The following is a 19330-nucleotide window of genomic DNA, read 5'->3' as shown; positions in this document are numbered from 1 at the left end:
GACGCTGCACTGCAAAAAACGCACTCGACGCAGGCCGTGGCGTTGCGGATAGATGGAGGTTCCACTACCCCTCCGCATCCTGCCATTCCGAACGATCGGCCCGCGTCCGCGCCAAGGCCCTTGCCAAGCAGAGAACCGTCTCAAGGAGCTCTCGTGAGCCAGATCGCGATCAATGAACCCATCGAAAGCCAGCCGGAGGCCGCGCTGCCGTCGTCGACGACCGTCGCGCTGGTTCAGCTGGCGCTGGCCTGCGGCGGCTTCGGCATCGGCACCGGCGAATTCGCCATCATGGGCCTGCTGCCCAACGTCGCCGAAACCTTCTCGGTCACGACGCCGCAGGCCGGCTACGTCATCAGCGCCTATGCGCTCGGCGTCGTCGTCGGCGCGCCGGTCATCGCCGTGCTCGCGGCCAAGATGGCGCGCCGCACGCTGCTTCTGATGCTGATGCTGGTCTTTGCCATTGGCAACATCCTCAGCGCCGTGGCGCCGACCTTCGAGACGTTCACTCTGCTGCGCTTCGTCAGCGGCCTGCCGCACGGCGCCTATTTCGGCGTTGCCGCCCTCGTCGCTGCCTCGATGGTGCCGGTGCATCGGCGGGCACGCGCGGTCGGGCGGGTGATGCTCGGCCTGACCATCGCCACGCTCCTCGGCACCCCGGTGACGACGCTCTTCGGTCAGTCGCTCGACTGGCAGGTGGCGTTTTTATCGGTCGGCATCGTCGGCCTGCTGACAGTGGCGCTGATCTGGTTCCACGTTCCGAAAGACAGGGTCTCCGAAGAGGCGAGCTTCCTGCGCGAGCTCGGCGCCTTCCGCCGGCCACAGGTCTGGCTGACGCTCGGCATCGCCGCCGTCGGCTATGGCGGCATGTTCGCCATGTTCAGCTATATCGCCTCGACCACGACGAAGGTGGCGATGCTGCCGGAAAGCGCGGTTCCGATCATGCTGGTCCTGTTCGGCGTCGGCATGAACGCCGGCAATTTCATCGGCTCGTGGCTGGCCGACAAATCGCTGCTCGGCACGATCGGCGGCTCGCTCATCTATAATATCGTGGTGCTGACCACCTTCGCGCTGACCGCCGCCAACCCCTATATGCTCGGCCTTTCGGTCTTCCTCGTCGGCTGCGGTTTTGCCGCCGGGCCGGCGCTGCAGACGCGGCTGATGGATGTCGCCGCCGATGCGCAGACGCTGGCGGCCGCCTCCAACCATTCCGCCTTCAACATCGCCAATGCGCTCGGCGCCTGGCTTGGCGGCCTCGTCATCGCCTGGGGCTACGGCTTTGCGGCAACCGGCTATGTCGGCGCCGCGCTGTCCTTCCTCGGCCTTTTCGTCTTCGCAGCCTCGCTACGCCTGGAGCGCCGCGGCCGGACCGCACCGGCCCTCTGAAGCCATTGGCGAGGCAGGTCGCGCGCGGGTGCGACATTCTGGCGTTAAGCATTTACTCCGCTTGACTTTTTTCGCGTTCGGGACCACTTAGCATGACACGTGGATGACACTCGTCCTGCCACGGATTTTAACGGAGCCATCTTAGCGATGCCAAGCGACAGTAGCAGTCGATTGCCTTTGCCGTACGCGGCCCTCGTGCGCTGACCGACTCCTGTCGGCTCGCCCGTCGGACGCTACGGCGGATCGATGGAAAGGCGAGCCTCAATGAATATCAATCGCTTCCCTCTTCGGGCAGGCCATGCCGCCCGTGCCTTCATCAACAACAGCCGCGGTGCAACCATCGCCGAACGCGTCGAGGCGCTGAATGCGCTCGCAGTCCAGGACGCCGGGCGCGTTCTGACCGGCATGCCGCTCGACTATGCCGTCAACATTCTCGACCGGCCGGAGCTTCGCAACGCCGCCGAAATCCTCGCGCTGATGGGCGCCGAGGATGCCGCACGGCTGCTGCACGGCATGTCGAACGACCGCGTCGCCGACGTGCTGCTCGAGCTCGACGGTGAGACCCGCGCCCGGCTGTTCGCCAGCCTCGACGAGCCGGTGCGCATCGCGATCCAGCACCTGATGGGCTATCCGCCGCGCACCGCCGGCAGCATCATGACGACGGAATTCGTCAGCGTGCCCGACAGCTGGACCGTTGCCCAGACGCTCGATCATGTGCGCCAGGTCGAACGCTCGCGCGAGACCGTCTACGCCATCTATGTGCTCGGCGAGGCAAGCCATGCGCTCATGCACGTGGTGACGCTGCGCCGCCTGATCACCGGCGAGCCGGAGGCCTCCATCCTCTCGGTCGCCCAGAAGGGCGCGCCGGTTTCGGCCGATCCGCTGATGAAGCAGGAGGATGTCGCCCGGCTGATCCGCAAGCACGACCTCCTCGCCTTGCCGGTGACCGACGACCATGGGCAGATGCTCGGCATCGTCACCGTCGACGACGTGATCGATACGATGATCGCAGACACGACGGAAGCGGCCCAGAAGTTCGGCGGCATGGAGGCGCTCGGCCAGCCCTATATGAAGATCAACTTCGCCGGGATGATCCGCAAGCGCGCCGGCTGGCTTGCCGCCCTGTTCCTCGGCGAGATGCTGACGGCGAGCGCCATGCAGCATTTCGAGGGCGAACTGGAAAAGGCTGTGGTGCTGACGCTGTTCATCCCGCTGATCATGAGCTCGGGCGGCAATTCCGGGTCGCAGGCGACATCGCTGATCATCCGGGCATTGGCGCTCGGCGAGCTGAAGCTTTCGGATTGGTGGAAGGTGCTGTTCCGCGAACTGCCGACCGGCATCGTGCTCGGCGCGATCCTTGGTCTCGTCGGCTTCATCCGCATCGTCTTCTGGCAGTCGGCCGGGCTCTATGATTACGGTCCGCACTGGCAGATGGTCGCCATCACGGTGTTTGCCGCCCTTATCGGGATCGTCACCTTCGGCTCGATCTGCGGCTCGATGCTGCCCTTCGTGCTGCAGAAGCTGCGGCTCGACCCGGCCAGCGCCTCGGCCCCCTTCGTCGCCACGCTGGTCGACGTCACCGGGCTCGTCATCTACTTCTCGGTGGCGCTGCTCATCCTCAGCGGGACGCTGCTGTAACGCCTGGAATTTGCCCCTCACCCTAACCCTTACCGGGGGTCGAGACCCGGTGCCGGCAGGCGGATGAGGGGCGGCTCCGGGCGCCAGGCCGAGAAAAGGCACAAGCCCCGAGGAAAATTACTTTCCCTCGGGTAGCTTCAGCGGTCCGTGCGTCTTGATGCTGCGGATGGCGAAGTTCGAGCGGATGTCGCTGACATTCGGCAAGGTCAGCAGCGTTTCGGTCAGCAGCCGTTCATAGGCGGCGAGATCCTCCACCACCACTTCGGCGAGGAAATCGGCCGTGCCCGAGATCAGGAAACAGGAAACGATCTCGGGAATGGCAAGCAGTGCCTTCTGCTGCGCCTCGGAATTCTCGCGGCTGTGGTGGACGACCTTGAATTCGACGAAAACCGTCAGGCCGAGGCCGACCTCCTTGCGGTCGATATCGGCGGTGTAGCCGCGGATAATGCCGGAGCGTTCAAGATTGCGGATGCGGCGCAGGCAGGGCGACGGCGAGAGGTTGACCTTCTCGGCAATCTCGACATTGGTGGCGCGCGCATCTTCCTGCAGGCATTTCAGAATGGCGATATCGAATTTATCGAAGTTTGGCATTTTCATCACCCTCGTTGCCACCAATTGGCAGAAGATTGCGTTTATCATGGTTTTCGAGCCACAGATAGCAAGGACATGCCTCGGCCTTCAGCGCTAGTCTTTTCTTCAACCGGAGAGGCTCCGGACGGAGAAAGGATAAGACGATGACCACCATCGCATTTTCGAACGACAAGTCGCCGTCGCAGACGCTGGGTTATGCCGGCGGTACCGTCACCGTGCTGATCTGGGCGACATGGTTTCTTGTCACCCGCCACAGCGCGGCAACGCCGCTCGGCTCGATCGATATCGGGCTGATCCGCTTCGGCATTCCGGCCCTCGTGCTTTCGCCCGTCTGGCTGAGGACGGGACTGCTGCCGAAGGGCCTGCCGGTTCATCTGCTCGCGATCATGGTGTCCGGTTCCGGCGCCGTCTTCTTCCTGCTGACCACCTTCGCAATCCATTCGACGCCGGCTGCCTCGTCAGGCATTCTGCTCGGCGGCTCCATGCCGCTCGCCACCGCCCTGATCGGGGCTGCGCTGTTTGCCGAGAGACCTGACCGCACACGTATTGCCGGGCTGGTCGCAATCGTCGCGGGCGTGCTGATCCTGCTGGCGCGCAGCCTTGCCGACGCCTCGCTGCCATGGACAAGCTTCGTGCTGTTGCCCGCCGGCGCTCTTCTGTGGGCGAGCTATACGCATGCTTTCCGTCGCTCCGGCCTGACGGCCGTGCAGGCGAGCGCGCTCATCGCCGTCTGGTCCTTCCTGATCATGGGAACGCTGGCGCTGATCTTCGGCACCTCGTTGCCGCAGGCGCCCCTGCAGGAAATCGGCCTGCAGGCGCTGAGCCAGGGCGTTCTTTCCGGCCTCGTAGCGATGCTCGCCTACGGCACCGCGGTGAGAACCCTCGGCGGCACGCAGGCCGCCGCCTTCACGGCGCTGACGCCGGTGCTGGCGACGCTGGGTGGCGGCTTCCTGCTCGGCGAAGCGGTCGGCATTGCCGAGGTCAGCGCCGCAGTCATCACCGGCATCGGCGTGGCGCTTTCCACCGGCATCGCGGCACGTCGTTGACGATCAGCTGCGACCAATATGACGAAGCCGCCGGCAGCTATCGCTGCGGCGGCTTTTTCAATGGGCCTGACTTTGGCTGCTCAAGCCTGGATGACGACAACCCTGGCGCCGACATCGACTCGGCTATAGAGGTCGATCACGTCATGGTTCATCATGCGGATACAGCCGCTCGACATGGCGAGCCCGATCGATTCCGGCTGATTGGTGCCGTGAATACGGAAATGCGTGTCGTTGCCGCCCCGATAGAGATACATCGCCCGCGCGCCGAGCGGGTTGTTCGGGCCGCCCGGCATGCCGCCCGCAAGCCTGCGATAGCGCTCCTCGCGACGCTGCATGTTTTCCGTCGGCGTCCAGCTCGGCCACTCGGCCTTGCGGCCGATATAGGCGTTTCCGGCAAATGCCATCCCTTCGCGGCCGACACCGACGCCGTAGCGCATCGCTCTGCCGTCGCCGAGGACATAGTAAGCGCGGCGCGCCGGTGTATCGACGACGATCGTGCCTGCTGCATGCGTGGTTTCGTAGGCCACTTCCTGGCGACGCAGCTCCCGCTTGATCCTATCGATCGGCACTTGCTTCAACGGAAATTTTTCATCCGGGAGTGCGGCGTAGTTGGTCTGGCTGTTCAAGCCTGTCGAAGAGCAACCGGCCACGACAAACGGCAGAGCAATCAGAAAGCCCCGGCGGGAGATCGTCATGAATGTGTCCTTAGTGCGTCAAGATGATGTCGCAAGCTAAGGAAATTATGGTTAATGAATCGCTAAGGGCGGCAGTGGGAATACGAAATTGCCGGCCGCAGCCGGCAATCGCCCTTACATATTCGGATAGACCGGCCCCTCGCCGCCCTGCGGCGGCACCCAGTTGATGTTCTGGTTCGGGTCCTTGATGTCGCAGGTCTTGCAGTGCACGCAGTTCTGGGCGTTGATGACGAAGGTCTTGTCGCCGTCCTTCTCCACCCATTCATAGACGCCGGCCGGACAGTAGCGCGTCGACGGGCCGGCATAGATGCCGAGTTCGGAGGCCTTCTGCAGCGCCATGTCCTTGACCTGCAGATGCACCGGCTGGTCTTCCTCGTGATTGGTGTTCGACAGGAACACCGAGGACAGGCGGTCGAAGGTCAAAATACCATCCGGTTTCGGATAGGCGATGGGCTTGTGCTGCGCGGCCGGCTCCAGCGACTGCGCATCGGTCTTGCCGTGTCTCAACGTGCCGAAAAAGGAGAAGCCGAACAGCGTGTTCACCCACATGTCGAGACCGCCGAGCGCCACGCCGAGCGCCGTGCCGAACTTCGACCACAGCGGCTTGACGTTACGGACAAGCTTCAGGTCCTTGCCGATGTCACCCTTGCGCCAGTCGCTCTCAATCTCGACGACCTCGTCATGGCTGCGGCCCGATACAATCGCCGCCGCCAGCTTCTCGGCCGCCAGCATACCCGACAGCACCGCATTGTGGCTGCCCTTGATGCGCGGCACGTTGACCAGACCGGCCGAACAGCCGATCAGCGCCCCGCCGGGGAAGGACAGCTTCGGCACCGACTGGTAACCGCCCTCGGTGATGGCGCGCGCGCCATAGGAGAGCCGCTTGCCGCCCTCGAAGGTGCCGCGGATCGCCGGATGCGTCTTGAAGCGCTGGAATTCCTCGAAGGGGTAGAGGTAGGGGTTCTTGTAATTGAGGTGGACGACGAAACCGACCGCCACCAGATTGTCTTCGAGGTGATAGAGGAAGGAACCGCCGCCGGTCTTCATGCCGAGCGGCCAGCCGAAGGAGTGCTGCACCAGGCCCGGCTTGTGGTTCTCCGGCTTGACCTCCCAGAGCTCCTTGATGCCGATGCCGAATTTCTGCGGCTCGCGATCCTTCTGCAAATCGAACTTGGCGATCAGCTGCTTGGCGAGCGAACCGCGCACGCCTTCACCGATCAGCGTATATTTGCCGCGCAACTCCATGCCGCGGGTGTAGTTCGGGCCGGGCTCGCCGTTCTTCTCGATGCCCATGTCGCCGGTGGCGACGCCGATGACCGCACCCTTGTCGTCATAGAGCACTTCGGCAGCGGCAAAGCCCGGATAGATTTCGACGCCGAGCTCCTCGGCCTTGCCGGCCAGCCAGCGACAGACGTTGCCGAGCGACACGATGTAGTTGCCGTGATTGTTCATCAGCGGCGGCATCATGAAGTTCGGCAGGCGGATCGAGCCGGCCGGCCCGAGCAGCAGGAAGTGATCGGCCGTCACTTCCGTCTTGAAGGGATGGTCGGCCTCATCGCGCCAGCCGGGCAGCAGCCGGTCGATGCCGATGGGATCGACGACGGCGCCCGAGAGAATATGGGCGCCGACTTCCGCGCCCTTCTCCAGCACGACGACCGACAATTCCGGATTGACCTGCTTCAGCCGGATCGCCGCCGCAAGACCGGCAGGGCCTGCGCCGACGATCACGACGTCGAATTCCATGCTCTCGCGTTCGGGCAGCTCAGTCGTCTCGGTCATTCACTCGTCTCCGCTTGGCCGTCTGCGGCCATCATCCCTTGGGGGACTTTCTTGTCAAAACGGCGAAGCATTGTCGAGCCGGGATGCGACAGCCAATCTCCAATTCGCACAACGATCTCTCCGCCGATCCGAGATTTACGATAACGCTTACGTCAACGTCAATTACGAAAGCGATATCGCCACCCCTATCTTTCCTTTTTCGTCGTCTGCGCCTTATACATCGCTGAACGTCATCGGAGAAAATCATGGATCTCGGCATCAAGGGCAAAAGAGCGCTCGTTCTGGCCTCCTCGCGCGGGCTTGGCCTCGGCATCGCCTTCGCGCTGGCGCGGGAGGGCGCAAACGTGCTGCTCTGCGGGCGCAGCGGCGAGCAACTGGAGGCCAATTGCAAGGCGATCAACAGCGAGGGCAACGGCCGGGCCGACTGGATCTGGGCCGACCTCGCTGACGAGCGCTTCGTCGCGACGGCGACGACGGCCGTGAAGGACAAGTTCGGCGGCATCGATATCCTCGTCAACAATACCGGCGGCCCGACGCCCGGCACCACCGAGGACATGACGGCCGAGAGACTCGAAACCTATTTTCTCTCCATGGTCGCCCGGGTGATCACCCTAACCAATGCGCTATTGCCTGATATGAAGGCGCAGGGCTGGGGCCGCATCCTGACGGTCGCCTCATCGGGCGTGATCGAGCCGATCGCCAACCTGGCGCTGTCGAATACGCTGCGCCCTGCGCTTGCTGGCTGGAGCAAGACGCTTGCCTCCGAAGTGGCGCGTTTCGGCATCACCACCAACCTGCTCCTGCCGGGCAGCATTCTGACGGCGCGGCTCGACGATCTCGATGGCGCCGCGGCAAAGCGGACGGGCAAAAGCATGGCGGAAATCCGCGCCGACAAGGAGGCCCGCATTCCGATCGGCCGGTACGGCCGGGTGGAGGAGTTTGCCGCAACAGCGGCCTTCCTGTGCAGCCAGCCGGCAAGCTACATCACCGGCTCGCTCATCCGCTGCGACGGCGGCGCGGCACGATCCGTCTAATCGATTCTCCGCTCAGACGAGGCGGGCTGCGGCGGCGGCCCAGTTCGCGGCACTGCGGATCATCTGTTCAACATTGACCGGATCGTCGGCAAGTTCGGCGACCTCGGAAAGCCGGTGGAAGCCGGTCATGATCGCGATGCGCCGCCGGTCAAGCCGGCGCCCGGTCAGGATTTCATAGGCCGAGACGATGCGTGCGGTCAGATCGGGCGAGATGAAGTTCGAATAGATGAACTCCTGGTGCAACGGCCCGAAACCGGAATCGGCGAAATCGTAAATGCCGTTGAGCCTGCCCTGCCGAAAATCGAAGGCCATGTTCCAGCCGTGGCCGGCGAAAAAGCCGTAGACGTTGCCGTAAGGATCCGGCGGTAGGAATTCGAAATCCGAAACGACGGTCTCCGCAAAGCGCTGGATATCAGCCGGCAGCAGCGGCAAGGCCTTCGCTCGCACCACGTCCGGCGATTGCCACGGTTGGATCGCTGATGCGCCGGCCGCGCGCAGGCGCTCGGCGTCAATCGCATGCAGCTCGGCGTAGAAACGCGCGAGATCATCCGCCAGGCGTTGGCGTACGCCCTCCCCGAGCGCCTCATAATCTTCGGCAATGAGATGCTCGCCCTCCAGCTTGGCGTGGCTGGAGAAGATCGGCGGCCCGTCGTGGATGCGCATGTCGGGAACAGCCATCGACAGCGACGGCCGAACGATTTCGAGCAAAGCCGCTTCCTTCACCAGCGCTCTTTCGGCGCTGAGATGGCGGGGAAACTTGAAGATCAGCGTGTCGTCGACATCGACCGCTATCGAATCCCAGCTTCTTGCAGACAGCTTGAAGACGGAGGCCGTCAGCTGGGGAAACACGCTTGTGATGAGAGTGCGAAGTTCGCTGGTGTCCAACTCAGTCATGACGAGCTGCCTTCTCTGTTTCCGCTATTCCTTGCGTGCAGCGACCCGCATGCGGGAGCGGCGTCGGCCTGCCGGAAACGCCGCCTCTTAGGCGCGTCAAGCGCACTCCTGTTATATTAGTATAATTTGAATATTACGGAATATTCATTACAAAAATTTAAGCCGTTATAACCACTTAGTGATCGCAGCCCGGGAATTGTGTCTTTTTTGCGCCGCAATAAAAGTGGCTCAATCAAGCATAAATTCTGAACTCTGCTCAACCGGTCTCGCCATGAAGAAATTTTGGATCACCGTCAGTATTATCGCCGTTGCCGCCATCGGCCTCTGGCAGTTCGGCAATATGATCCCCTACGCCTCGCGCATTCCCTATCTCTCGCAGCTGATCAGGCAGCCGGCCGGCGGCAATGGCAGCGGCCAGCAGGCTGAGGGCGGCCAGGCACAGGCCGAACCATCGCAAGATGGCGGTCAACGTCAGCGCGGCGGCGGCCGGCGCGGCGGCGGCCCGACCGTCGTCAAGACCGTCGCAGCTGTCAAAACGACACTGCCGATGGATGTGACGGCGTCCGGCTGGGCCGACGCGGATGACAACACCACCATCGCCGCACAGGAACAGGGGCTGATCGTCAGCATCGCTACGCAGGACGGAGCGACCGTCAAGGCCGGCGACCTGATCGCCAAGCTCGACGACCGGACGGCCAAGGCTGCCGTCGACAAGGACAACGCGATGATCGTGCGCGACACGGCGACGCTTTCGGAAGCAGGGACCGCGCTGGTACGCGCGCAGGACCTGTTCGACCAGAAAGCCGGCACCCAGCAGAGCCTCGATCAGGCGAGAGCGGCCCGCGACACCGCCGCAGCGACCGTCGACGCGGACAAGGCGACCCTTGCCTCCGATCAGATCCTCCTCGAGCATACCGATATCCGCGCGCCCTTCGACGGGCGGCTCGGCGACATCGCCATCAGCAGGGGCGCCTTCCTCAATGCAGGCGCGGCCATCGTCACCATCGCCAAATACGATCCGATCTATGTGAAATTCCACCTGCAGGAGCGTTATCTGCGGGTGCTGAAGAAAGCTCTGGCTGCCGGTCCGGTCGAGGTCAGCACGACTCCAAACTCCACCAAGGGGCAGGTCCGCAAGGGCGAGATCAGTTTCTACGACAACTCGGTCGATACCGCCTCGGGCACGATCCTTGCCAAGGCGAAGTTCGAGAATGCCTCTGGCGCCCTCTGGCCCGGCCAGTCGGTCAATATCGTGGTGCATTTCAACAGCAGTGAAGAGCAAGTATTCGTGCCGACGGTTGCCGTCAGCCCCGGCCCGGACGGCTTCTTCGCCTTCGTCGCCAAGGACGGCAAATCGCGGCTGACGCCGGTGACCATCGCCCGCGCCAATGGCGGCTTCACCGCGATTGAATCAGGCCTTTCAGAAGGCGACCATGTCGTCGTCGAGGGCCAAGGGCAGCTCAGCGATCAACAAGCAATCCACGAGCAGTTCGACGAAAAGGCGCTGGATGTCGCTTCCGCCGACACGCCTCGGCAGCCGCAGCAGTCCGAGACGATTACGGCGGGAGCGCAGCAATGATCCCCAATTTCTGTATTCAGCGCCCCGTCGCGACGACGCTGCTTGCCATCGGCGTCATTCTGGCCGGTCTTGCCGGTTACCGGCTCGTGCCGGTCGCGGCCCTGCCCCAGGTCGATTTTCCGACGATCAATGTTTCGGCGCAATTGAGCGGCGCCTCGCCGCAGACGATGGCGACGTCGGTCGCCACGCCGCTGATCAAGCAGTTCGAGACCATTCCCGGCATCAGCGAGATCAGCGCCTCGAGTTCGCTCGGCAGCACCAGCATCGTGCTGCAGTTCGACCTCAATCGCAATATCGACGCGGCCGCGGCCGACGTGCAGGCGGCGATCTCGCACGCGACCCGGCAGCTGCCCGACAATCTGACGACGCCGCCGAGCTACCGCAAGACCAACCCGGCCGATGCGCCGGTGATGCTGCTCTCCGTGCAGAGCAACACCATGCCGCGCAGCAAGCTCGACGCGATTGCCGAAGACATCATCTCGCCGTCGCTCTCCACCCTCCCCGGCGTCGCCCAGGTCAGCGTCTTCGGCGCGCAGACCTATGCGGTGCGCGTCGAGGTCGATCCCAACAAGCTGCTCACCCGCGGCATCGGCATCGACACCGTCAACAAGGCGCTTTCTGCCTCCAACAGCCAGCAGCCTGTGGGCACGCTGCAGAACAATGCGCAGAGCATGACCATCACGGCGAACACGCAGCGCACCAATGCCGAGCAGTTTCGCTCGCTTGTGATCGCCAATCCGAACGGTGCGCCGATTCATCTCGGCGATATCGCCGATGTCCAGGATGGCGTCGAAAACCCTTATACCGGCAGCTGGTATGACGGCCAGCGCGGCATCATTCTCGCCATCCAGCGGCAGCCGGATGCCAACACGGTCGACGTCGTCGATGCGATCAATGCCAAGCTGCCACAGCTTCACGCCGAAATCCCGGCTTCGGTCACGACTGTGGTCATGAACGACGCCGCAAAACCCATTCGCGCTGCCATCGCCGACGTGAAATTCACGCTGTTCCTGACGATCGGCCTCGTCGTTCTCGTCATCTACCTCTTCACCGGCCATCCGACCGCGACGATCATTCCCGGGCTTGCCGTTCCGCTGTCGCTGATCTCGACCTTCGGCATGATGTATGTGCTCGGCTACAGCATCGACAATATTTCGCTGCTCGGGCTGACGCTCGCGGTGGGGCTGGTCGTCGACGACGCGATCGTCATGCTGGAAAACATCCTGCGCCATGTCGAGGAGGGCATGCCGGTGCGCGAGGCGGCGATCAAGGGGGCTGGCGAAGTCAGCTACACCATCATCTCCATGTCGGTTTCGCTGATCGCGGTCTTCATCCCGATCCTCCTGATGGGCGGCGTCGTCGGCCGGGTGTTCAACGAGTTCGGCATGGTAGTCGCCATCGCCATCATCTCGTCGGCCATCGTCTCGCTGACCGTGACACCGATGCTCGGTTCGCGCCTCTCCAACAATCACAGGCGCCCGCCGCTTTTGATCCGCATCTTCGATGCCGGATTCGAGCGGACACTCCGCGGCTATGACCGGTCGGTCGGCTGGTGCCTGCGTCATCGCGTCACCATCCTCGGCGTGTTCCTCGGCTCGGTGGCGCTGACGGTCTATTTCTTCATGACGCTGCCGACGAGCTTCTTCCCGCAGGAAGATATCGGCCGCCTGACGATCAGTACCCAGGCCCGCCAGGATATTTCCTATATTGCCATGGAGGCGCTGCAGCGGCAGGCGGCGGCCGTCGTCCAGGCGAACCCGGCGGTCAACCACGTGATGTCGACGATCGGCGGCAACCCGAACAAACCGCAGAACAACGGCTCGATGTTCGTCGAACTCAAAGACAAAAAGGAGCGGCCGCCGCTTGACCAGACGCTGCGCGAGCTGCGCGCCGCCATCAACAGGATCCCCGGATTGCGGGCCTTCGTGACGCCGAACCAGAGCCTGCGCTTCGGCGGACGTCAGACCGCCAGCCAGTATCAGCTGGTCATCCAGGCGCTGAGTGCCGATCAAACCAACCTCTGGGCCGGCAAGATTCAGGCGGCAATGCGCAAGGACCGGTTGTTCACCGACGTCACCTCGGACGCCCAGAATAACGCCCTGCAGGCCGATATCGTCATCGATACCGAGCGGGCGGCCGCCTACGGGATCGACAACGATTCGCTGCGCACGACGCTGCAGGAATCCTTCAGCGGATATACGGCGGCCGAGATCCAGTCGACTGGCGACAGCTACGACGTCATCGTCGAATACGACACCAGCAAACCCTGGGACGACCAGAAACTGGCGGAAATCCGTGTCGCCTCCTCCAATGGCAGCCTAGTGCCGCTGTCGAACTTCGCCCACGTGCAACGCACGACCGGACCGGTCACCATCAACCAGACGGGCCAGCTCGTTTCGACCACAGTGTCCTTCAACCTGCCGGAAGGCGTTTCGCTCAGCGACGCGACAGCGGCGATCGAAGAGATCAAGAAGGACATCAGCCTGCCGGCCGACGTCTTCACCTCCTATGGCGGGACGGCGGAGATCTTCAAGCAGTCGCAGGGCAATACGCCCTATCTGATCCTGGCGGCGGTGCTGACCATCTATGTCGTGCTCGGAGTGCTCTATGAAAGCTTCATCCACCCGCTGACCATTCTTTCCGGTCTGCCGGCAGCGGCCTTCGGCGCGCTGCTGGCGTTGAAGATCATGGACCTCGATCTGTCGATCATCGCGCTCATCGGCCTGCTGATGCTGATCGGCATCGTCAAAAAGAACGCCATCATGATGATCGACGTGGCGGTGGAGACCATGCGCACGACGGGAGAAAAGGCGACGGCGGCGATCCACGAGGCCTGCGTGCGGCGCTTCCGGCCGATCATGATGACGACTTTCTGCGCCCTGCTGGGTGCCCTGCCGATCGCGCTCGGCACCGGCGCAAGCTCGGAGCTGCGCCAGCCGCTCGGCATTGCCGTCGTCGGCGGCCTTGTCGTCTCGCAGCTGCTGACGCTGTTCATCATGCCGGTCATCTTCATCGAGATGGACCGGTTCGGAAACTTCCTCGGCCGGCTGATGGGCGGCAGGAAGGTTGAGAAGCCGGAGTTGCAGGAGGCCAGGGCAATGGCTGCCGAATGATGACGGCCCTCTGACTTCGGTATCGCCAGCCCTTGCGGCGCACGTCTTCTTCCCCGGGGAGAAACTTCGTCCCGCCGGGTAGAATACTTCTTCCCCCGGGGAGAACACGTGCGCCTTCGATCACATCAACTTTCGATCCTCTTGAATGTGTCACGCCTCTGTGGCATCACCCGCCCTCCTGAATCCGGGCGTCCTTTCGCCCTTCACGGAGCGATGCTCCGTCTCCAATAACAATCGGCATGAAGGGGTGCGGGCATGGCTCAGGCGCTAGGTTTCGACTTCGGCACGACGAATACGGTTCTGGCCATGGCGGACGGCGGAACTACGGGCTCTATGACATTCACGAGCACGGCGGGCACCGCCGACAGCATGCGCACCGCGCTGTCCTTCATGAAGGATGCCCAGCTTGGCGCTTCGGCGCTGAAGGTGGAGGCCGGCCATGCGGCGATCCGTCAGTTCATCGACAATCCCGGCGAATGCCGCTTCCTGCAGTCGATCAAGACCTTTGCGGCGAGCGCGCTGTTCCAAGGCACGCTGATCTTCGCCAAGCGGCATAATTTCGAAGATCTGATGGAGGTCTTCGTGCGGCGCCTGCGCAACTATGCCGGCGACAGCTGGCCCTCAGACGTAAGCCGCATCGTCGCCGGCCGCCCGGTACATTTCGCCGGCGCCAGCCCAGATCCCGATCTTGCCACCCAACGTTATAACGAGGCGCTGTCGCGCTTCGGCTTTCCCGAAATCCACTATGTCTACGAGCCGGTCGCCGCCGCTTTCTATTTCGCGCAGAACCTGAAGCGGGATGCGACCGTGCTGGTCGCCGATTTCGGCGGCGGCACGACCGACTATTCGCTGATCCGCTTCGAGACCGTCGCCGGCAGGCTGACGGCAACGCCGATCGGCCATTCCGGCGTCGGCGTCGCCGGCGATCACTTCGACTACAGGATGATCGACAATATCGTTGCGCCGCTGATCGGCAAGGGCAGCTATTTCAAGAGCTTCGACAAGCTCCTTGAAGTGCCGTCCAACTATTATTCCAGCTTCGGCCGCTGGAACCAGCTGTCGATCTTCAAGACCACGCGCGAATTCGAGGATCTGAAGAAGCTGGTGCGCACCAGCCTGGAACCGGAAAAGCTGGAGATCTTCATCGACCTGATCGACCATGACGAGGGATATCCGCTGTATCAGGCGGTATCGGCGACGAAGATGGCGCTCTCGGCCGCCGAGGAGGCGCCTTTCGATTTCGCACCACTCGGCCGCAGCGGCCACCGCAGCGTCCGGCGCAGCGATTTCGAAGGCTGGATCGCCGAGGATCTCGCCCGCATCGAAGCCGCGCTCGACGAGGTGCTCGACAAGACCGAGACGAAGCCTGCCGAGATCGACAAAGTGTTCTTGACCGGCGGTACGTCCTTCGTGCCGGCCGTACGCCGTATCTTCACCGAGCGCTTTGACCGCGACCGGATTGAAAGCGGCGGCGAACTGCTGTCGATCGCCCACGGCCTGGCGCTGATCGGCGAACGCGAGGACATCACGCAATGGACTGTGCAATAGAACCGGCCGGAGCGGCCAATCTGCAGCCTGCCCTTTCAATGCCCATTTCTCTCCGTTAAACTTGCCGCATGATCTCCGCCTACGACCTTTCCCCCGCCGAGCTTGCAGCGCTTCTGCATTTCCATGCGGATGCCGGCGTGGAGTGGCTGCTGGAGGAAGAGGCGGTCGACCGCTTCGCCGAGTTCGAAGCGATGAAGGCCGCGCGCCGTCCGGCGTCGGCGCAGCAGGAGCGTCCTGCGGCCGGGGAGCGTCCAAGCGTCGGAGAACGTCAGACATCGCCGCGCCCGACTGCCGCAGCCCGTCCTGCTCCGGTCTCCGGCCCGCAGCCGGCGATCCCGGACGGCGAGGCGGTGCAGCAGGCGCGCTTCGTCGCCGAAGCCGCGCGATCGCTCGGCGAGTTGAAGACCGCGATCGAAGCCTTCAACGGTTGCAATCTCAAGCACAGCGCCCGCTCGACCATCTTTGCCAGCGGCGATGCCGAAAGCGGCATCATGGTGATCGGCTCGGCGCCGAGCGCCGAAGACGATCGTGAAGGGCTGCCCTTCTCGGGTAAGTCCGGCCAGTTGTTCGACAAGATGCTGGCGGCGATCGGGCTGAACCGCTCAAGCGTTCTGCTAACGCAGGTCATCCCCTGGCGCCCGCCGGGCAACCGGGCGGCATCGGCGGCCGAGATCGACATCTGCCGGCCCTTCATCGAACGACAGATCGCGCTCATCGAACCACAGGCGATCCTGCTGCTCGGCAATTTCGCGGCGCGATTCTTCTTCGGGGAAAACGATACGATTCACGGCCTGCGGGGCCGTTGGAAGGACATCGTCATCGCGGATCGTGCCATTCCGGCCATCGCCAGCCTGCATCCCCAGGATCTGTTAACAGCGCCCGTCAACAAGCGGCTGGCCTGGAACGATCTTCTCGCTTTTCAGGCAAAACTCAAATCCCTCTCCTTGCTCAGAAATTAGCCGAAGTTGAATAATTTATGAAACGCGCCATGCATTTTTCGCATGGCTGCACCGCGTCAGCATGCCTTGCAGAATCTATGTTGCACTGCAATATAAGCCTGTGTCTTGGGAGGAATCACAGGAACCAAGGCCATGAACAAGAGATATCGTCCTATCCATTCCGGGTTTGAAACCCTTCGCCTTGCCGGCGACCAGCTTCGCTCCACACATGGCTACAGCCGCTTCGGCTTCGCCACGAACGAACAGATGATTGCCCGCGGCACCGGTATCAACAGCCGCACGGCGCGCCCGAACGCCATTTTCTCGGACTTCCAGCAATATTGAGCGGCGATCGCTACAGCCCGGCCGCGGCTTTCCAGACGTGCGGTTCGTGCTGTAGCACTTTGAATTTGCTGCATTTTCATTTCAGAATCATCCACCATTTCAACGATCCTGCTATCGCTTCTGCGCAACATCGAAACATTCGAGCATATCCGCGCCGCGGTCTGCGCCGCGCGCGAATATGAGCGCGAGCTGTCGCCAAAGCCGGCCAATGCCGCCCCGGGCTCAGGAGCGATCGTGTTGTGATCACTCCGTCAGCGCGTCGATCTGAGCCGTTGCCCATTCGAAGGCTTCGTCGACATAGGCGAACTTGACCGCCTGCCAGGCGCAATATTCCTCGACGAAATGCCGCGATATCCAAAGATGCGTCTTGCGCGGCTCATCATGCCAGCCGACGCAGCCACGCTGCGCCGCCTTTGCCAGGAGCCGTTGCAGGTGGGTGCGCGACATCATGAAATCGGCGGCGAGCGCGCGGGTTTCGACGCGGCCGACGAGAAGCTTGCCGGCCCCGGCGTCTTCCGGATCCATCCTGGCGATGAAGTTGTCGACGACGAGGCCGCCGGCTTCCGTCCAGAGAAACAACGCCACCTGCGCCGGCGGCTCCCGCCAGGCGGCGTCTTCCAGGCAGTGGCGGGCAATGCGCGGCTGTACGAGCCTCATCAATGACGGATTTGCCTGGAAAACAGCCGCCCGTTCACCGCCGTCGAGCAGATCGAGTGCGGCGAGATTGGCATGAATCCAGGCAAACATCGCCTGGTGGCTGACATTGGCGGGCTCGAAATGGCGTGGCCGGCGCCGCTCGTCGCCGGGCGTATGGACGATGAAGCGATAGGTATAGAGTTCTTCGATGAAGGCGAGCACGGTATTGCGGCTCGCGACCTTGTGCGCGGTGATGCGGCCGGTCAGCCGAACGGCGGTAAAACCCGAGGTCGGCTCGCGCGCATCATATTCCAGGTGAAGGGCATAGGCGGTCTGGGTCAGCAGCCAGCGCTGGTGGGAGGCGAGCAATCGCGCCAGACGCGGGCCGGCGTCGAACATGCTGCGCGTCTGCCTGGCGAGAAAGCGGACGCTCGTCAGAAAGGAGCAGTTCCCCGCCAATTGCTCCGCCGTGTATGCCATTATGCTTTTCTCCACCTCCGCTCGCAGGCCAGCGTTCGGAGCAGTAATATCGAAAGCCGCGGCGGCAATGGCCTCTCAGCCATGCACAGCGTTGAATAAATGATAGTTTCTCATGTTCAACAATCATATTGCTGAAATCGCCGCCATCCCCAGAATTGACCACTCCTTCGCCTCGAACAGCGGGTTCTGCGCTGCCAATCCCTGCGTTTGCCCGTCGTGAGCCTCAGGCCTGCGGCGTCGTCGCCTTGCGGGCCTCTCTTTGTTCGATGCCCAGCTGATGCTCGCGATAGATGATGAATATGCCGGCGCCGACGACGATGACGGTGCCGATCAGCATGGTAGCGCTCGGCACATCGCCGAAGACGAAGTAGCCGACGATGCCGCCAAGCAGGATCGAAGTATATTCGAACGGCGCAATGGTGGAGACGTCGGCATGGCGGTAACTTTCGGTCAGCAGGATCTGCGCGACACCGCCGCAAAAGCCGGCGGCGACGAGAAAAAGCGCCGACGGCCATGGCAGGACGAGCCAGCCGAACGGAAGCGAAGCCAGTGAGAAGACCGATGCGGTGAGCGAAAAATACAGCACGATCGTCGCCGTCTTCTCCTCCTCGACGAGGCGGCGCACCTGGATCATCGCCATGCCGCCGAGAACCGCCGAAAACAGCACGCACAGCGCGCCGACGGCCTGTTCGGTTTCCATGCCGCCGTCGCGAAACAGCGTGAGCTTTGGCCAGGAGATGATGGCAACGCCGGCCACGCCGACCAGGACGGCGCTCCAGCGATAGATGCGTACGGTCTCGCCGAGAAAAACGGCGGCAAAGATCACGGCGACGAGCGGCAATGCGTAGCCGAGGGCGATCGCCTCCGGCAGGGGCAAATGCAGGAGGCCGTAAAAGCCGAAAGCCATCGACAGAATGCCGATCGTGCCGCGCTTCAGGTGACCGACCGGATTGTCGGTGTGGAAGGCGGCGCGCAGCTGTCCGATATAGGCGAGATAGGCCATGATCGGGAAGAGCGCGAAGAAGGACCTGCAGAAAGTGACCTGCCCTGGCGGAATATCCGGGCCGGCCAGCTTGATGAAGGTCTGCATGGCCAGGAAGACCACGACCGACGAGACTTTCAGCGCAATGCCTCTCATCGGGTTTCTGAGAACCGAGTGCATGATCCTGGCTCTGATGCTGACGTAACATGAACGGGGAGACGTGTCCCGACTCGGGGACGCGGCGAGTGACGTCTGCCATCGTAGCCAAAGAAAATCGAGATGGGCGAAAAAAACCGCCACAAAGCGGGATAATCGCGAAATCGCTTTCAGCCGGAGGGGAACAATGCGGCGCAAGCGCCACCGCTCGCAAGTTTTCCGCCTCTTCGCATCCAACCGCCGGGTGAAATGCCACCCACCGGAATTGCGCCGGCCTCGGCGAAGATGCTGTCGCACAGCCGACGGCGAGCAAGGCGCTCAATCGAAAATAGCGCCTTTCGACCGGCAGCCTCATTCCTCCGCTTCCAATAAGATATTTTGCCCGTCAACTTCGCATTCACGGGCAATTTGCTTTAACTTTAGTTCAGACTTTAATGTAATCATGCCGGCAAAATATCACAGAGCGCGCCCGCCTCTGTATTCCGCGGTTGTC

Annotated in this window: 15 protein-coding genes; 9 read left to right on the top strand and 6 right to left on the bottom strand. The window is 62.7% G+C overall.

Features of this window, described 5'->3' with window-relative positions; genetic code table 11:
* Window positions 1-153 precede the first annotated feature (153 nt).
* Window positions 154-1383 (top strand): MFS transporter, encoded by a 1230-nt coding sequence (locus J2J99_RS06955; RefSeq protein WP_168294188.1) that lies wholly within the window; start codon window positions 154-156, stop codon window positions 1381-1383.
* Window positions 1384-1647: 264 nt separating this feature from the next.
* A complete protein-coding gene (gene mgtE / locus J2J99_RS06950; protein ID WP_168294189.1) occupies window positions 1648-3021 on the top strand; it encodes a magnesium transporter in 1374 nt (457 codons plus the stop codon).
* Between the two features lie 117 nt (window positions 3022-3138).
* Here mgtE and J2J99_RS06945 read toward each other — a convergent pair whose 3' ends face one another.
* Window positions 3139-3660: an Lrp/AsnC family transcriptional regulator gene (locus J2J99_RS06945; RefSeq protein ID WP_205918538.1), complete on the bottom strand. Its 522-nt coding sequence runs from the start codon at window positions 3658-3660 to the stop codon at window positions 3139-3141.
* Between the two features lie 95 nt (window positions 3661-3755).
* Here J2J99_RS06945 and J2J99_RS06940 point away from each other — a divergent pair, with 95 nt between their 5' ends.
* Window positions 3756-4658 carry a DMT family transporter gene (locus J2J99_RS06940; RefSeq protein WP_168294191.1) on the top strand — a complete coding sequence of 301 codons (903 nt, stop codon included), beginning with the start codon at window positions 3756-3758 and terminating at the stop codon, window positions 4656-4658.
* Window positions 4659-4738: 80 nt separating this feature from the next.
* Here the strand turns inward: J2J99_RS06940 and J2J99_RS06935 are convergent, their stop codons facing one another.
* Both J2J99_RS06935 and J2J99_RS06930 read right to left on the bottom strand, forming a co-directional pair.
* Entirely contained in the window at window positions 4739-5353 is a 615-nt protein-coding gene (locus tag J2J99_RS06935) for a L,D-transpeptidase (RefSeq protein ID WP_168294192.1), read from the bottom strand.
* A gap of 114 nt (window positions 5354-5467) precedes the next feature.
* A complete protein-coding gene (locus J2J99_RS06930; protein WP_168294193.1) occupies window positions 5468-7132 on the bottom strand; it encodes an electron transfer flavoprotein-ubiquinone oxidoreductase in 1665 nt (554 codons plus the stop codon).
* A gap of 245 nt (window positions 7133-7377) precedes the next feature.
* On the opposite strand from J2J99_RS06930, the gene J2J99_RS06925 reads away from it, so the two are divergent.
* Entirely contained in the window at window positions 7378-8166 is a 789-nt protein-coding gene (locus J2J99_RS06925) for an SDR family oxidoreductase (RefSeq protein WP_168294194.1), read from the top strand.
* A gap of 12 nt (window positions 8167-8178) precedes the next feature.
* On the opposite strand, the gene J2J99_RS06920 is transcribed toward J2J99_RS06925, so the two are convergent.
* Window positions 8179-9060: a phosphotransferase family protein gene (locus J2J99_RS06920; protein WP_168294195.1), complete on the bottom strand. Its 882-nt coding sequence runs from the start codon at window positions 9058-9060 to the stop codon at window positions 8179-8181.
* 271 nt (window positions 9061-9331) lie between these two features.
* Between J2J99_RS06920 and J2J99_RS06915 the strand changes: the two genes are divergently transcribed.
* From J2J99_RS06915 to J2J99_RS06895, 5 genes are all read left to right on the top strand, one after another.
* On the top strand, window positions 9332-10639 hold the full coding sequence (locus J2J99_RS06915; RefSeq protein ID WP_168294196.1) for an efflux RND transporter periplasmic adaptor subunit: 1308 nt from the start codon (window positions 9332-9334) through the stop codon (window positions 10637-10639).
* On the top strand, window positions 10636-13752 hold the full coding sequence (locus J2J99_RS06910) for an efflux RND transporter permease subunit (RefSeq protein ID WP_168294197.1): 3117 nt from the start codon (window positions 10636-10638) through the stop codon (window positions 13750-13752). The genes J2J99_RS06915 and J2J99_RS06910 overlap by 4 nt, the downstream gene beginning before the upstream one ends.
* A gap of 255 nt (window positions 13753-14007) precedes the next feature.
* Window positions 14008-15300 carry an Hsp70 family protein gene (locus J2J99_RS06905; RefSeq protein WP_168294198.1) on the top strand — a complete coding sequence of 431 codons (1293 nt, stop codon included), beginning with the start codon at window positions 14008-14010 and terminating at the stop codon, window positions 15298-15300.
* Window positions 15301-15368: 68 nt separating this feature from the next.
* Window positions 15369-16259 (top strand): uracil-DNA glycosylase, encoded by an 891-nt coding sequence (locus tag J2J99_RS06900; RefSeq protein ID WP_168294199.1) that lies wholly within the window; start codon window positions 15369-15371, stop codon window positions 16257-16259.
* Between the two features lie 132 nt (window positions 16260-16391).
* A complete protein-coding gene (locus J2J99_RS06895) occupies window positions 16392-16583 on the top strand; it encodes a hypothetical protein (RefSeq protein WP_168294200.1) in 192 nt (63 codons plus the stop codon).
* A gap of 243 nt (window positions 16584-16826) precedes the next feature.
* On the opposite strand, the gene J2J99_RS06890 is transcribed toward J2J99_RS06895, so the two are convergent.
* Both J2J99_RS06890 and J2J99_RS06885 read right to left on the bottom strand, forming a co-directional pair.
* Window positions 16827-17699 (bottom strand): hypothetical protein, encoded by an 873-nt coding sequence (locus tag J2J99_RS06890; RefSeq protein WP_168294201.1) that lies wholly within the window; start codon window positions 17697-17699, stop codon window positions 16827-16829.
* Between the two features lie 223 nt (window positions 17700-17922).
* The gene (locus J2J99_RS06885; protein WP_168294202.1) at window positions 17923-18861 is read right to left on the bottom strand and encodes a DMT family transporter; all 939 of its coding nucleotides are present in this window, start codon (window positions 18859-18861) and stop codon (window positions 17923-17925) included.
* Window positions 18862-19330 lie beyond the last annotated feature (469 nt).

This window comes from Rhizobium binae (genome assembly GCF_017357225.1).
Classification (GTDB): domain Bacteria; phylum Pseudomonadota; class Alphaproteobacteria; order Rhizobiales; family Rhizobiaceae; genus Rhizobium; species Rhizobium binae.
Note: the sequence above shows the minus strand (reverse complement) of the source record. Positions and strands in the feature narration are given on the sequence as shown.

Bases quoted from the DNA above. Each gene is read 5' to 3' on its own strand.
- mgtE (WP_168294189.1), top strand. From the start codon at position 1,648: ATGAATATCAATCGCTTCCCTCTTCGGGCAGGCCATGCCGCCCGTGCC.
- J2J99_RS06945 (WP_205918538.1), bottom strand. From the start codon at position 3,660: ATGATAAACGCAATCTTCTGCCAATTGGTGGCAACGAGGGTGATGAAA.
- J2J99_RS06940 (WP_168294191.1), top strand. From the start codon at position 3,756: ATGACCACCATCGCATTTTCGAACGACAAGTCGCCGTCGCAGACGCTG.
- J2J99_RS06935 (WP_168294192.1), bottom strand. From the start codon at position 5,353: ATGACGATCTCCCGCCGGGGCTTTCTGATTGCTCTGCCGTTTGTCGTG.
- J2J99_RS06930 (WP_168294193.1), bottom strand. From the start codon at position 7,132: ATGACCGAGACGACTGAGCTGCCCGAACGCGAGAGCATGGAATTCGAC.
- J2J99_RS06925 (WP_168294194.1), top strand. From the start codon at position 7,378: ATGGATCTCGGCATCAAGGGCAAAAGAGCGCTCGTTCTGGCCTCCTCG.
- J2J99_RS06920 (WP_168294195.1), bottom strand. From the start codon at position 9,060: ATGACTGAGTTGGACACCAGCGAACTTCGCACTCTCATCACAAGCGTG.
- J2J99_RS06915 (WP_168294196.1), top strand. From the start codon at position 9,332: ATGAAGAAATTTTGGATCACCGTCAGTATTATCGCCGTTGCCGCCATC.
- J2J99_RS06910 (WP_168294197.1), top strand. From the start codon at position 10,636: ATGATCCCCAATTTCTGTATTCAGCGCCCCGTCGCGACGACGCTGCTT.
- J2J99_RS06905 (WP_168294198.1), top strand. From the start codon at position 14,008: ATGGCTCAGGCGCTAGGTTTCGACTTCGGCACGACGAATACGGTTCTG.
- J2J99_RS06900 (WP_168294199.1), top strand. From the start codon at position 15,369: ATGATCTCCGCCTACGACCTTTCCCCCGCCGAGCTTGCAGCGCTTCTG.
- J2J99_RS06895 (WP_168294200.1), top strand. From the start codon at position 16,392: ATGAACAAGAGATATCGTCCTATCCATTCCGGGTTTGAAACCCTTCGC.
- J2J99_RS06890 (WP_168294201.1), bottom strand. From the start codon at position 17,699: ATGGCATACACGGCGGAGCAATTGGCGGGGAACTGCTCCTTTCTGACG.
- J2J99_RS06885 (WP_168294202.1), bottom strand. From the start codon at position 18,861: ATGCACTCGGTTCTCAGAAACCCGATGAGAGGCATTGCGCTGAAAGTC.